The organism is Stenotrophomonas sp. RG-453 (assembly GCF_033843685.1).
GTDB classification, from domain to species: Bacteria; Pseudomonadota; Gammaproteobacteria; order Xanthomonadales; family Xanthomonadaceae; genus Stenotrophomonas; species Stenotrophomonas bentonitica_A.
Genome location: NZ_JAMYED010000001.1, coordinates 25,542 through 38,106, shown reverse-complemented (window position 1 = coordinate 38,106; position 12,565 = coordinate 25,542). Strand labels below are relative to the sequence as shown.

Below are 12,565 nucleotides of genomic sequence, written 5' to 3'. Positions count from 1 at the left end.
ATGCTGAGCATCCTCGGCTTTGGCATGGTCATTACATTCATGTACTTGATCATGAGCAAGCGGCTCTCGCCGCTGGTCGCCCTCATCACCATTCCGATCCTGTTCGCGCTGATCGGCGGCTTCGCGGCCGGCATCGACGACATGATGCTGGAAGGTATCAAGAAGATCGCGCCGACCGGCGTGATGCTGATGTTCGCCATCCTGTACTTCGGGGTGATGATCGATGCGGGACTGTTCGATCCGCTGGTGCGGATCATCCTGCGCTTCGTCAAGGGCGACCCGATGAAGATCGTGCTCGGCACCGCCATCCTGGCGATGCTGATCTCGCTCGACGGCGACGGCTCGACCACCTACATGATCACCGTGTCGGCGATGCTGCCGTTGTATCAGCGGCTGGGCATGAACGCGTTGAACATGACCTGCGTGACCATCCTCGCCGGCGGCGTGATGAACCTGACCCCGTGGGGCGGCCCGACCGCACGCGCCGCCACGGCACTGCATGTGGACCCGGCCGACGTGTTCGTGCCGCTGATCCCCTCGATGGTGATCGCCTGTGCCGGCGTGCTGGTGCTGGCCTGGTACCTGGGCATGAAGGAGCGCCGTCGCTTGGGCGTGGTGACCCTGCCGCAGGGCGGCAGCTGGATGGACAACAGCGTCTCCGATGACGGCAACACCCTGCCGACCGTGGAAGATGCCGAAGACATCAAGCGGCCGAAGCTGCTGTGGGTCAACCTGGCCCTGACGCTTGCCCTGATGACCGCACTGATCATGGGCGTGCTGCCGATGCCGGTGCTGTTCATGGTCGGCTTCGCCATCGCCCTGGTCATCAACTACCCGAACCTGGCCGAGCAGCGCCGCCGTGTGGTCAACCACGCCGGCAACGTGCTGTCGGTGGTGTCGCTCATCTTCGCGGCCGGCATCTTCACCGGCATCCTCAACAACACCGGCATGGTCGAGGCGATGTCGCACAGCTTCCTGGCGGTCATTCCCGACAGCTGGGGTCCGTACCTGGCGGTGATCACCGCGTTGGCCTCGATGCCCTTCACCTTCTTCATGTCCAACGACGCCTTCTATTTCGGCGTGCTGCCGATCCTGTCCGAAGCGGCCGGCAACTACGGCATCACCCCGGTGGAAATGGCGCGTGCCTCGCTGGCCGGCCAACCGGTGCATCTGCTCAGCCCGCTGGTGCCCTCGACCTACCTGCTGGTCGGCCTGGCCAAGGTGGAGTTCGCCGACCACCAGAAGTTCACCCTGAAATGGGCCATCGGCATTTCGCTGCTGCTGATGTTCGGTGGGCTGCTGTTCGGTCTGTATCCGCTTGCGTCCTGACCCGTTTACCAAGGAGCGTTCCGCCATGACTCTTCGCATCGCCTACGTCACCAGCGCCATGGGCAGTGTCGGCACTGCCATCTGCCAGAAGCTGGCCCGCAACGGCCACACCGTGGTGGCCGGCTGCGCACCCAATTCGCCGCGCAAGGCTGCCTGGCTGCGCGAACAGCGCGAGCTTGGGTTCGATTTCATCGCCTCGGAGGGCAATGCAGCGGACTGGGCCTCCACGGTGGCGGCGTTTGCGAAAGTGAAAGCCGAGGTGGGCGAGATCGACGTGCTGGTCAACAATGCCGGGGGCAGCCGCGACGTGTTGTTCCGCCAGATGAGCCCGGACGACTGGAATGCAGTGATGGGGTCCAACCTCCACGCGCTGTTCAACATCACCAAGCAGGTGATCGATGGCATGAGCACGCGCGGCTGGGGCCGGATCGTGAACATCGGCTCGGTCAGTGCGCACAAGGGCCAGATCGGCCAGGTGAACTTCGCGACGGCAAAGGCGGCGATGCATGGTTTCAGCCGGGCGCTGGCCAATGAGGTGGCAACGCGCGGGGTGACGGTGAATACGATTTCGCCCGGGTATATCGCGAGCCAGTCGATCAGTAGTTTCCCGCCGGATGTCCTGGATCGCCTGGCGGGTTCGGTGCCGATCCGTCGTCTGGGCAAGCCGGAGGAGGTGGCCAGTCTGTGCGCGTGGTTGGCGTCGGATGACGCGGCGTATGTGACGGGTGCGGATTATGCGGTGAATGGTGGTCTGCACATGTTCTGAGGATTTTGCGCGTCCTGTTTGATGCGTGACCTCCCCCACGAGGTGAGCCGCGATGCTGATTGGCATCGCGGCTTTTTTTTCGCTGGTTTGCGTTATGTGGACGTCGTTTCGGTAGCGCCGGCCGCTGGCCGGCGCCTCGCGATGGCGGGTTCAGGGGGTTGCCGGCCAGCGGCCGGCACTACCGGCACCACCGACCGACGGTCGGTGGCTACCCCACCGGATCAGAACTCCGCAGCGACCGTCATGAACAGCTGGCGCGGCGCGCTGGCGTGGATCGCGTAGCGGGTGCCGGTCGGGTCGGTCGGGGCGAACGAACTGAGCTGGCCGGCGTAGCGCTTGTTGGTCAGGTTGGTCGCGTTGAGCGAGACCTTGATGTCGCGCAGGCCCATGCCCGGCCCGAACGAGTACCCCATGCCCGCATCGAAGGTGGTCACACCCGGCACCGACTGGTCGTTGGTGTAGGTGTAATACCGCTTGCCCGTGTACTTCGCGCGCAGGCTGGCGAAGAAGCCATCGCGGTTCCAGCTGATTTCACTGGAGGCCATGCGCTCGGGCGTATCGACCGTGATCTTCCCGGCCACCGGCACGATCGCACCGCCCGAGGTGTAGTTGTCCTCGTAGGTGGTCTTGTTCCACGAGAGCGCGTTGTACCACTGCAGGCCGTCCATCGGCTTGAGGATGAAGGTCAGTTCCGCACCGCGGCTCTTCACCGAACCGACGTTGATGAAGCGCGTGATGCACTCCGGTCGCGTACCCACTTCGATGCTGGTGCACGGGTTGAGCGAGAGCAGGCGGTTGTCGAACATCACGTGGTAGGCCGCGATCGAGGCCTGGTACTTCTCGCCGAAGGTGCGGAAGCCCGCTTCCAGCGTCTTGGACTTTTCCGGCTCCAGCCCGGCGCTGGCGGCGAAGGATTCCGGCGAGACCTGCAGCGGGCCACCGCTGCCGCCGCCGACGAAGGCGGCGATGTTCTCCGAGTACGAGGCAAATACTTCCTGGTTCGGGCTCAGCTTGAAGCCGATACCGGCCTGCGGCAGCACCGATTCCTTGGCGGTCAGGGTGCCGGAGGCGTAGCTGGCTTCGGTGCCCGGCTTCGCATTGGCGGTCATGCGGGTGTTCGGGCTCTTGATGCCCACATCCACGGTCAGGCGGTCGTCCAGGAAGCGCATGCGGTCCTGCACGTAGAACTGGCGCGTGCGGATGTCGAAGTCCTGGTCGAACAGGCGGCGGTCCGGGTGGTTGAGGTAGCCGTCATCCAGGAACGGACCGGTGATGTAGTAGAAGTTGCGCTCCACGTTGTGGTCGTTGCGCTCGTACCACAGCCCTGCCTCCAGCGAATGGATGCCCCACTGCCAGCTCAGCGCGGCGGTGATGCCCTGGCGGTTGATGGTGTAGTTGGTGCTGCGGATGGAGATCGGCAACATCTCCGGGGTGCCGGGGTTGGACGGCTGGCCCGGTGCCCACCAGTGGCCCTGGCCGCGGTTCTCGTGGTGATAGCCGAGCAGCTTCAGGCGGGCGCTGTCGCCCAGGGCGAGGTCAGCATCGAGCGAATACAGGTTGTCATCACGCAGCGCGCGGCTCTGGTAGTACGCATCATCGATGCTGTTGACGCCACCGGTGAACGCACACTTCTGGGCGTTGTAGGTGCCCGGTGCGCAATAGGCGGCGGCGACGGCGCGATCCCAGTCCGGCGCGTAGATGTTCCAGTCCCAGCCCAGGCCGCGCGCCAACATGCTCTTGGACAGGTAGGCGTAGTTGGCCTGGCTCACGCGCGAGGTCGCCGCGAACGCGCCGAAGCGATTGTCACCCACGTTCCAGATCGCCTTGGCATTGAACTGGCGGGTGGTCTGGTTCTGGTTCGGCTCGGCCCACATGTCCGCGTCCTGGTGCACGCCGGACACGTAGGCAGAGAAGCCATTGATATCGCCGGTGTCCACGCGCAGGTAGCCACGGCGCTGGTTGTCATCGCCGACGGTGACACTGGCCTTGCCGCCGAACTCGGTGGACGGGTCCTGCGAGAAGTACTGGATGGTGCCACCGAGGTTGCTGGTGGAGGCCACGCCCAGCGAGCCGATGCCCTGCGACAGCTCGGCGCCGGCCAGGTTCTCGGCGATCAGCGCACGCGCGATGCTCAGGCCGTTGTAGTTGCCGTAGCTGTTGTCACCCAATGGGATGCCGTCCAGTGTGTAGCCCAGGCGGCTCTTGTCGAAGCCACGCAGGCTGATCGTCTGCGATTCTTCATTGGCGCCGAAGGCATCGTTGGACTGCACGGAGACGCCTGGCAGGCGGTCGAGGATCTTCTGGCCGCTGGTACCCGGCGGCAGCACTTCCTTGTCCACGGCGGTGATGCGCTGCACCTGGCGGGTCTCGCCCTGGCCGATCACCGAAACGGTGTCCAGGGTCTGCGCGCTGAGCGCGACGTTGGCAGCGGCGGTGGCGTCTACATCGGCAGCGTGGGCGTTGGCGGCGCACAGCGCGAGCGCCACCGCGATCGTCAGGGGTCGGGTAAGCATGGTCGTCCGTTACATGGGGGAAGATGACCTGCGCAATGCAGGTGCATGACCAGCATGCGAGCGGAACATGAAAGGATGTTTACGGTGCGGGTCATCGCAGATGAATTGCGATGCAGTGCTCATTAACGCACTGAGTGCATGTGGAAGGCGCGCGAGCTTGCCGGCCAGCGGCCGGCACTACTCGGGTGCGAGCTGGTCCATGCGGATGCGGTTGGCGAACAGCGAGAAGGCGAGCATGCCGGCCAGCCCATTCGCGCGGCTGACCCAGTGCGGGAGCCAGCGCGGCGGGCGCAGGATGCCCTCTTCGAACAGCGGCGCAAACGCGATCGCATCGGTCAGCGACATCTTGCCGGCAAACAACCAGCGGCAGACCTGCAGGCGGTCCTCGGCCAGCATGTGGCGGAAGAAGGTGTGCACCGAGACCAGCCCGCGCAGGTACACGGTGTCCTTGGTGAAGGCTGCGCCGCCGCTCGGCGGCACGCCGCGGAACACGCGCTGGGCCGAGGCAAAGCTCTCTTCGTTGTTCTGCCCCGCCGCGCAGAAATAGCGGAACACCTCGATGAAATCGGCGCCCTCGCGTGCCATCGCGATGGCTTCGGTACGCAGGCTGATGCGCTTGAGGCGCTCGATGTCGATGCTGCCGGTGATCTGTTCGGCGAACGTGGCCAGCCCCTCCTGAGTGGCGGTGACCCGCGGCGACGACAGCGCCAGGCTGGGCAGGTGCGGCTGCTCGCGTCCGTTGAGTGCGGTCAGCGAGTGCACCAGTGCTTCATGGTGGAACAGCTGCGCGCGGTCATAGGCGCTGAAGCGGGCACTGGTGCGCAGGCGGATCCGGTTGGGGCCGGCGGCGGCCTTGGAAATCAGCTCCGGGTCCAGCTGCACGGTGATGATGCGCGACTCGAAGAACGCATCCAGATCACTCTGCAACTGCAGCTGCAGCGCAGTGGCCGAGACCGGCACCTGCTCTTCGGGTGCGAGCAGTTCGTGGTCCAGCTCCTGCGCGATCTGGATGAAGTGGCGGGCAGCATCGCGGGTACTGGGTCCATTGCCTGGCAATGGCTGCTCCGGCGCGCCGAACAACTCCACCGAATAACGGTCGACCTCGGCGGTGCCCAGCGATTCGAGCAGGCCGGCGGCCTGGTCCCAGCTGTGCGCCGAGCGCTGCACATACAGGCCGATGGGATGGTCGGGATCGCATTGGGCGCTGATCGCAGCCAGCCGGTGGCGGGTATCGCTGAAATCGAGCCGGGGGTAATCGACCTGCGGCAGCACCGGCTGGCCGCGGGCGACGCTGGCCAGGAACGGGGCCTGCAGCGCGGCCGGCCAGCTGGTCAATCCCAGCAGTTTGATCCCGCCCACCGCCTCGACCAGTTGGGCATCGAGCGCGGTGTGGTGGGCAACGTCACGATCCACGGTCATTGGCGTGTCCATGGACGGACAGTAGCAAAAGCTATCGCCGGCCGCCCTTACCGCCCGGGCGCCACTGGGCGCCCTTGCCCACGTGCTTGCGTTCGATCGCCTGCTGCGCCTGGCGCACGGCCAGCTTGGCAGCGGCGGCGGCCACTTCTTCTTTCAGCTTGAAGTAGTTGAGCAGGCGCTCTTCATCCAACGTGCCGTCCTCGATGGCCGCGCGGATCGCGCAGCCCGGCTCACGCTGGTGGGCGCAGTCGCGGAAGCGGCATTGCGCCGACAGGGCTTCCACGTCGGAGAAGCCACCTTCGCTCAGGGCCTCCTCACCGGTCGGCTTGAGTTCGCGCATGCCGGGGGTATCGATCAGGCAGGCGCCGGCCGGCAGCGGGATCAGCGCGCGGTGGGTGGTGGTGTGGCGCCCGCGCGAGTCGTTGACGCGCACATCGGCGGTCTTCATCCGCTCCTCGCCCAGCAGCGTATTGGTCAGGGTCGACTTGCCGGCCCCGGAAGATCCCACCAGCACCACGGTCTGGCCGGCGGCCAGCCACGGCAGCAGGGCCGAGGCACTGGCCGGGTCCTTGCCGTTGATGGCCAGCAGCGGGATGTTCTGCGCGGCCAGTTCTTCCAGCACGTCCAGGGCGTCCTGGCTGTATTCGGTCTGGTCGGCCTTGGTCAGCACCACCACCGGCTGCGCGCCGCCCCCGCCGACCAGCAGCAGGTAGCGTTCGATCCGGCGCGGATTGAAGTCCGCATCCAGGCCACAGACGATGAACACCGTATCGATGTTGGCCGCGATGACCTGCTGGTGGTAATGCTCGCCGGCCGCGCCACGCTTGATCGCGGTGCGCCGCGGCAGCAGGGCCACGATCTTGATTCCCTCCAGCAGCACCCAGTCGCCCACCGCTGCGCGCTCGTGGCTGGGGAAGCGTGGGCGCTGCCACTCCGGCGGCGACTCGGTCTTGATCGCCGCGTCAGGTGCATCGGACACGATGTAGCCGGTGCGATGCTGCTCGATCACCCGGCCCGGGCGCGCCTGCGGGAACTGCTCGAACAGGGCCTGCCAGGCCGGCAGTTCAGGGCCGCCCGGCCAGGGCCAGCCGATGGTCTGCAGGGCACGGTAATCAGTGGGTTCGCTCATCGTGCCCATTCTAAAGGGTGTGGCGGCCGGGCGTCGCCGCGATGGGCCGGCGCTGGGGTCGACCCGTGGAAATCCTTTCAGTTGAAACCGCCTTGCCAGCGCAGGGAATGCGGCCGGAAACGCTTGCCCTGCAACGCAACAATTCCGCTACCATGCGGTTTCCATGCCTGAATGACGGCCCGTTCATGTCCACGCCTCCGCTGAAGCCGCTCGCCACCCGCGAGCGCCTGTCCGAAGTCCGCTACGAGATCCGGGGCGAACTGGCGCGACGAGCGCGGGAGCTGGAGGCCCAGGGCCGCAAGCTGATCAAGCTCAACATCGGTAACCCGGGCAATTTCGGGTTCCGTGCGCCGGAGCACCTGCAGCGCGCGATCGCCGACGACATGGGCCGCACCGATCCCTATACCCACCAGCAGGGGCTGCCGGAGGCGCGCGAAGCCATCGCCGCCGCGTACGCCCGGCGCGGCGCACCCGATGCGCACCCGGACCGGGTATTCATCGGCAACGGCGTCAGCGAGTTGATCGACCTGTCATTGCGCGCCCTGCTCAACCCGGGCGACGAAGTGCTGGTGCCCTCGCCCGATTACCCCTTGTGGTCGGCCGCGACCATCCTCAACGATGGCCGCCCGGTCTATTACCGCTGCGCGCCGGAGAACGGCTTCCAGCCCGACCCGGTCGAGATCGAGGCGCTGGTGTCCTCGCGCACCCGCGCGATCGTGCTGATCAACCCGAACAACCCCAGCGGCGCCAGCTACTCGCGTGAGCTGCTGGAGCGCATCGTCGCCATCGCAGCCAAGCACAACCTGCTGTTGATGGTCGATGAGATCTACGACCAGATCCTCTACGACGACGCGCAGTTCCATGCCGTCGCACCACTGGCGGGCGACCACCCGTGCATCACCTTCAGCGGCCTGAGCAAGGTGCATCGCGCCTGCGGCTGGCGCGTGGGCTGGGCGATGCTGTCCGGTGCGGCCGAGCGGCTGGGCGAGTTCCGTGCAGCGATGGATCTGCTCAGTGCGCTGCGCCTGTGCGCCAACGTGCCGGGCCAGTACGCCATCGATGCGGCGGTCAACGGGCCGGACACGATCTCGCCGCTGTGCGCGCCCGGTGGCCGCCTGTATGAAACCCGCCGCGCAGTGATCGAGGCCTGCAATGCCAGCGAGCACCTGTCGCTGGTGGCCCCGGCCGGTGCGCTGTATGCGTTCCCGGCGGTGGTCGGTGCGGCGGCGCGCAGCTTCGACGACCATGATTTCGCGCTGGAACTGATGAACGAGGAAGGCGTGCTGGTGGTCCCGGGCTCGAGCTTCAACGTGCCCTACCGCCACCACTTCCGTGTGACCCTGCTGCCCGAGCCGGAGGTCATGCGTGATGTGTTCGCGCGCATCGATCGCGCCCTGGCACGGCGTGCCGAGGCCAACACCAAGGTGGTGCCGCTCAAGCCGCGCAGCGCGGTGGCCTGATGGGCCTGCCGTACCTGGCCCTGGGCGATTCCTACACGATCGGCGAAGGCGTTGACCCCGCCGGGCGCTGGCCGATGCAGTTGGCCGCCGCCCTGCGCGATATCGGCGTGGCGGTGGACGATCCCAGGATCATCGCCACCACCGGCTGGACCACCGACGAGCTCGAGGCCGGTATCGATGCAGGCGCACCGCAGGGGCCGTTCGAGCTGGTGAGCCTGTTGATCGGGGTCAATGATCAATACCGTGGGCGCAGCGTGGACGAGTACCGCCCGCGCTTCACCGCGCTGCTGCAGCGCGCGCTCGCCTTCGCCGGTGACCGTGCCGCGCGGGTGCTGGTGCTCTCGATCCCCGACTGGGGCGTGACCCCGTATGCCGTGGCATCCGGGCGAGACCGCGTGCAGATCGGGCAGGAACTGGATGCCTACAACGCGGCGGCGGCAGCGATCTGCGCCGAGCACGATGTAGCGTTTGTCGACATCACCGACCTGAGCCGCCAATGGGGGGGCGAGACGGTGATGCTGGCCGACGATGGCCTGCACCCCTCCGCGGCGATGTACACGCTGTGGCACCAGCGCGCGTTTGAAGTAACGCGCGTGCTGTGGGCGGAGCCCAGCCGCTGAGCGAGGCCACGCTGCCGCTGGCCAGGGAACAGGCCCGCCGGATCGCCACGGCGTTCCTGCCGGCACAGCGCTTCGGCAACCGCCGCGATTACTACTACAGCCGCGGCAAACTTGGCAGCGATCCGCTGTATCCCGGGGTGCTCGCCGCGCTGGAGGATGCTCCTGCCGCGCCCTTGCTGGATATCGGCTGCGGTTTGGGCCTGCTGGCCCACGTGCTGCACCAGCACGGCAGTGCGCTGGCGTACCACGGCCTGGATATCGACGCCGACAAAGTGGCCCGCGCAGAGCGGGCCAGCGCACGCGCCGCGCTGCCGCACGCCCGGTTCACCTGCGTGGATGCCAGCGCCGCCCTGCCCGCACACCACGGCAACGTCGCGCTGCTGGACGTGTTGCAGTACCTGCCCGCCGCGGCCCAGACCCGGTTGCTGCACGAGGCCGCCGCCCGCGTGGCGCCCGGTGCGCGGCTGGTGATCCGCACTGTGCTGGCCGACAACAGTGGCCGCGATCGCACCACGCGCATCACCGACATGCTCGCGCACCTGGTCGGGTGGATGGGCACGCGGCCACGCCATTACCCCGATGCCGGGAGCCTGCGCGCCCCCCTGGAGCGGGCCGGGCTGCAGCTGCGGATGACACCGCTGTATGGCAACACCCCGTTCAACAACTGGCTGATCGTCGGCGATCGGGCGCGCGTCGCTTGACCGACGTGGCTCGCGCCACCGGCCGCACGCGCGCATACTCGCGCCCCCCTTCCGGCACGGAGCCGCCCATGCCTCGACAGACCCGACATTCCGCGCTTGGCATCGCCGCGCTGATCGTCAGTGGCGTGGGCCTGGTGATGCTGCTGCTGAGCATGCATTACGCCCATGCGCCCGAACACGCGGCGATGCGCGAGCTGCCATGGTCGCTGGCCGCACTGCTGGGCAGCAGCGTCGGCCTGGCGATCCTGGCCCTTTTGCTCGGCCTGGGCAGCGTGCTGCAACCCCGCCGGCGCCGCCTGTTCGGCATCATCGCGCTGCTGGTGACCCTGGGCCTGCTGATCGCCCAGCTCTCGCTCGGGGGCTGGATCAGCGACCAGTGGCATGCGTCGCACCCGCCCGCAGGCGCCACGACCCCGACCACGCCCGCCCTGGCCCACTGACACCGTCCGTTCCACCGCATCGACAAGGAGCCCTGATGCACACCCCTCATTCCGGCATGGGTATTGCCGCGTTCATTACCGCCGTGTGCGGCGCCGTGTTGATGCTGGGCCTGGTCGTCATCGCCGGCATCATCGAGACCACGACGCCAGGCGGCATGGAAGAAACCTCGATGTCGGCGATCCTGGTCGGTCTTGGCCTGATGCTCACCGCCCTGATGCAGCTGGTGGCCTTCGGCCTGGGCGTGGCCGGTGCATTGCAGGCGGACCGCCGCCGCGTGTTCGCCGTGCTCGGCCTGGTGTTCTCGATCGGCAGCATGCTCGGCGTGGTGCTGCTGATGGTCATCGGCTCGCTGAGCTGAGCCCGGCCTGCGCCGGTCCCCGGTCTGGCGTCAGTCCGGCAGGCCGGCATGCAGGCCACGCGCCTGCACCGCCTGCAGCACCGCTTCGATGATGGCCAGGTTGTGGCCATGCGCGGCCCCCTCATGCAGCAGCACGATGCTGCCGGGCGCCAGATCACGGGTGATCCGCTCGACCACCTGGCCGGGCGTGCAATCGACACCGTCGAAACCACGGGCGCTCCAGCCGACCCGGGTCAGCTGCCACTGCTTCAATGCAGGGGCCACGAACGGATTGGTCATCCCCACCACCGAGCGGTACCAGCGCGGCGGCGTGCCGGCGATCGCGGTGAGGGCCTGCTGGCACAGCGCGATTTCCTCCGCCATGGCCTGCCGCCCCAGCCGCCAGAAGCGGGTCTGCGGGTGGCTGTGGCTGTGGTTGCCCAGGCTGTGCCCGCGGGCCAGCATCGCCTGCACCAGCTCCGGCCGCGCCTGCGCGCGTTCACCGACCAGGAAGAAGGTCGCCTTGGCCTCGTAACGGTCCAGCAGCTCGAGCACCGCCGGGGTTTCTTCCGACGGCCCATCATCGATGGTCAGCCAGACCTTGCGCGCCTGGCCGGGCAGGCGGCTGAGCACCGGGGCATAGAAGGGGCTGTTGGGCAGGAACACCGGCACCATGAACAGGGCATGGGACGCCACCATCAGCGGCAGCCCACAGCGCCAGCCCCAGGCGACCCAGGCGAGCACCACCAGCACCTGCGACAGCACCAGCCACGGCAGCCAGCGCCAGGGGCGCCGGGGAATGCGATACAACGTTTCCGGTACGGTCATGCCCCATGATGCCATGCCGCGTAGAATAGGCGGTTCGCATATCCGGACCCCGACCGTCATGTCCCTTGATCCCGCCCTGCGCTCGCGCATCGAATCCATTCTCAACGCCAACCGCGTCGTGCTGTTCATGAAGGGTCAGCCGAGCATGCCGCAGTGCGGTTTCTCGGCCAAGGCCGTCGGCGCCCTGCAGGACCTCGGCGTGGAGTTCGACCACGTCAACGTGCTGGCCGACGCGGAGATCCGCGAAGGCATCAAGGCCTACGGCGAGTGGCCGACCATCCCGCAGCTGTACATCGATGGCGAGCTGATCGGTGGCAGCGACATCATCCTGCAGATGGCCGGCAGCGGTGAGCTGAGCAGCGTGCTTGGGCTTGCCGCCCCGGACCGCACCCCGCCGCGCATCACCGTGACCCCGGCCGCCGTGGAAATGCTGCGCGGCGCGCTGGCCGATTCCCCGGGTGCTGCGCTGCAGCTGGGCATCGACGCGCGCTTCCAGCCGAACTTCCAGCTGGCCCCGCACGACGACAACGCGATCGCCGCCGAGTCCAACGGCCTGCGCGTGCAGTTCGACCTGGCCAGCGCCCGTCGTGCCGAAGGCATCACCATCGACTGGGTGGACGACATCCGCGGCAAGGGCCTGGCGATCGACAACCCGAACGCCCCCAAGGCGGTGCAGGAACTGAGCGTGCGCGACGCCGACGACCAGCTGCGTGCCGGCAGCATCACCGTGGTCGACGTGCGCCCGGCCGACGAGCGTGCGATCGCGGCGATCAACGCCCCGTTCGAAACGTTCGACGGCGACAACCGCGCCCGCCTGGAAGCCCTGCCCAAGGACACCGCGCTGGCCTTCCTGTGCCATCACGGTGGCCGCAGCGCACAGGCCGCCGAGCAGTTCCGTGCCCTGGGCTTCACCAAGGTGTCCAACATCACCGGCGGCATCGATGCCTGGTCGAACGAGGTGGACAACGGCGTGCCGAAGTACTGATCTTCAGCACGTAGCGCGATACGAAAAACGCCGGCAA

General features: G+C 67.3%; 12 protein-coding genes. 8 read left to right on the top strand and 4 right to left on the bottom strand.

Annotated elements, in window-relative coordinates; translation table 11 throughout:
* Both NJD74_RS00175 and phbB read left to right on the top strand, forming a co-directional pair.
* On the top strand, nt 1-1,329 hold the full coding sequence (locus tag NJD74_RS00175; RefSeq protein WP_046273531.1) for a CitMHS family transporter: 1,329 nt from the start codon (nt 1-3) through the stop codon (nt 1,327-1,329).
* Between the two features lie 25 nt (nt 1,330-1,354).
* Entirely contained in the window at nt 1,355-2,095 is a 741-nt protein-coding gene (gene phbB, locus NJD74_RS00170) for an acetoacetyl-CoA reductase (RefSeq protein WP_019183776.1), read from the top strand.
* A gap of 221 nt (nt 2,096-2,316) precedes the next feature.
* Here phbB and NJD74_RS00165 read toward each other — a convergent pair whose 3' ends face one another.
* From NJD74_RS00165 to rsgA, 3 genes are all read right to left on the bottom strand, one after another.
* Entirely contained in the window at nt 2,317-4,608 is a 2,292-nt protein-coding gene (locus NJD74_RS00165) for a TonB-dependent receptor (protein WP_019183774.1), read from the bottom strand.
* Between the two features lie 177 nt (nt 4,609-4,785).
* Entirely contained in the window at nt 4,786-6,039 is a 1,254-nt protein-coding gene (locus tag NJD74_RS00160; protein WP_026069868.1) for a flavohemoglobin expression-modulating QEGLA motif protein, read from the bottom strand.
* Between the two features lie 19 nt (nt 6,040-6,058).
* On the bottom strand, nt 6,059-7,165 hold the full coding sequence (gene rsgA, locus NJD74_RS00155) for a ribosome small subunit-dependent GTPase A (RefSeq protein ID WP_019183772.1): 1,107 nt from the start codon (nt 7,163-7,165) through the stop codon (nt 6,059-6,061).
* Between the two features lie 176 nt (nt 7,166-7,341).
* Between rsgA and NJD74_RS00150 the strand changes: the two genes are divergently transcribed.
* From NJD74_RS00150 to NJD74_RS00130, 5 genes are all read left to right on the top strand, one after another.
* Nucleotides 7,342-8,616, top strand: coding sequence for a pyridoxal phosphate-dependent aminotransferase (locus NJD74_RS00150; protein ID WP_070473632.1), 1,275 nt, complete (start codon nt 7,342-7,344; stop codon nt 8,614-8,616).
* The gene (locus NJD74_RS00145) at nt 8,616-9,236 is read left to right on the top strand and encodes a GDSL-type esterase/lipase family protein (RefSeq protein WP_070473633.1); all 621 of its coding nucleotides are present in this window, start codon (nt 8,616-8,618) and stop codon (nt 9,234-9,236) included. The genes NJD74_RS00150 and NJD74_RS00145 overlap by 1 nt, the downstream gene beginning before the upstream one ends.
* Before the next feature lie 17 nt (nt 9,237-9,253).
* A complete protein-coding gene (locus NJD74_RS00140) occupies nt 9,254-9,937 on the top strand; it encodes a class I SAM-dependent methyltransferase (protein WP_046273529.1) in 684 nt (227 codons plus the stop codon).
* Nucleotides 9,938-10,005: 68 nt separating this feature from the next.
* Entirely contained in the window at nt 10,006-10,377 is a 372-nt protein-coding gene (locus NJD74_RS00135; RefSeq protein ID WP_046273503.1) for a hypothetical protein, read from the top strand.
* A gap of 35 nt (nt 10,378-10,412) precedes the next feature.
* Nucleotides 10,413-10,736, top strand: coding sequence for a hypothetical protein (locus NJD74_RS00130; RefSeq protein WP_046273502.1), 324 nt, complete (start codon nt 10,413-10,415; stop codon nt 10,734-10,736).
* Between the two features lie 30 nt (nt 10,737-10,766).
* On the opposite strand, the gene NJD74_RS00125 is transcribed toward NJD74_RS00130, so the two are convergent.
* Nucleotides 10,767-11,543, bottom strand: coding sequence for a polysaccharide deacetylase family protein (locus NJD74_RS00125; protein WP_070473634.1), 777 nt, complete (start codon nt 11,541-11,543; stop codon nt 10,767-10,769).
* A 58-nt stretch (nt 11,544-11,601) separates the two neighbouring features.
* Between NJD74_RS00125 and grxD the strand changes: the two genes are divergently transcribed.
* Complete coding sequence (gene grxD / locus NJD74_RS00120) at nt 11,602-12,528, top strand: Grx4 family monothiol glutaredoxin (RefSeq protein WP_046273500.1); 927 nt, start codon at nt 11,602-11,604, stop codon at nt 12,526-12,528.
* The last annotated feature ends 37 nt before the right edge of the window (nt 12,529-12,565 follow it).

Excerpts from the sequence above, each read along its gene's own strand:
- NJD74_RS00125 (WP_070473634.1), bottom strand. The coding sequence starts at position 11,543 with ATGACCGTACCGGAAACGTTGTATCGCATTCCCCGGCGCCCCTGGCGC.
- NJD74_RS00175 (WP_046273531.1), top strand. The coding sequence starts at position 1 with ATGCTGAGCATCCTCGGCTTTGGCATGGTCATTACATTCATGTACTTG.
- grxD (WP_046273500.1), top strand. The coding sequence starts at position 11,602 with ATGTCCCTTGATCCCGCCCTGCGCTCGCGCATCGAATCCATTCTCAAC.
- NJD74_RS00130 (WP_046273502.1), top strand. The coding sequence starts at position 10,413 with ATGCACACCCCTCATTCCGGCATGGGTATTGCCGCGTTCATTACCGCC.
- rsgA (WP_019183772.1), bottom strand. The coding sequence starts at position 7,165 with ATGGGCACGATGAGCGAACCCACTGATTACCGTGCCCTGCAGACCATC.
- NJD74_RS00145 (WP_070473633.1), top strand. The coding sequence starts at position 8,616 with ATGGGCCTGCCGTACCTGGCCCTGGGCGATTCCTACACGATCGGCGAA.
- NJD74_RS00135 (WP_046273503.1), top strand. The coding sequence starts at position 10,006 with ATGCCTCGACAGACCCGACATTCCGCGCTTGGCATCGCCGCGCTGATC.
- phbB (WP_019183776.1), top strand. The coding sequence starts at position 1,355 with ATGACTCTTCGCATCGCCTACGTCACCAGCGCCATGGGCAGTGTCGGC.
- NJD74_RS00150 (WP_070473632.1), top strand. The coding sequence starts at position 7,342 with ATGTCCACGCCTCCGCTGAAGCCGCTCGCCACCCGCGAGCGCCTGTCC.
- NJD74_RS00165 (WP_019183774.1), bottom strand. The coding sequence starts at position 4,608 with ATGCTTACCCGACCCCTGACGATCGCGGTGGCGCTCGCGCTGTGCGCC.
- NJD74_RS00160 (WP_026069868.1), bottom strand. The coding sequence starts at position 6,039 with ATGGACACGCCAATGACCGTGGATCGTGACGTTGCCCACCACACCGCG.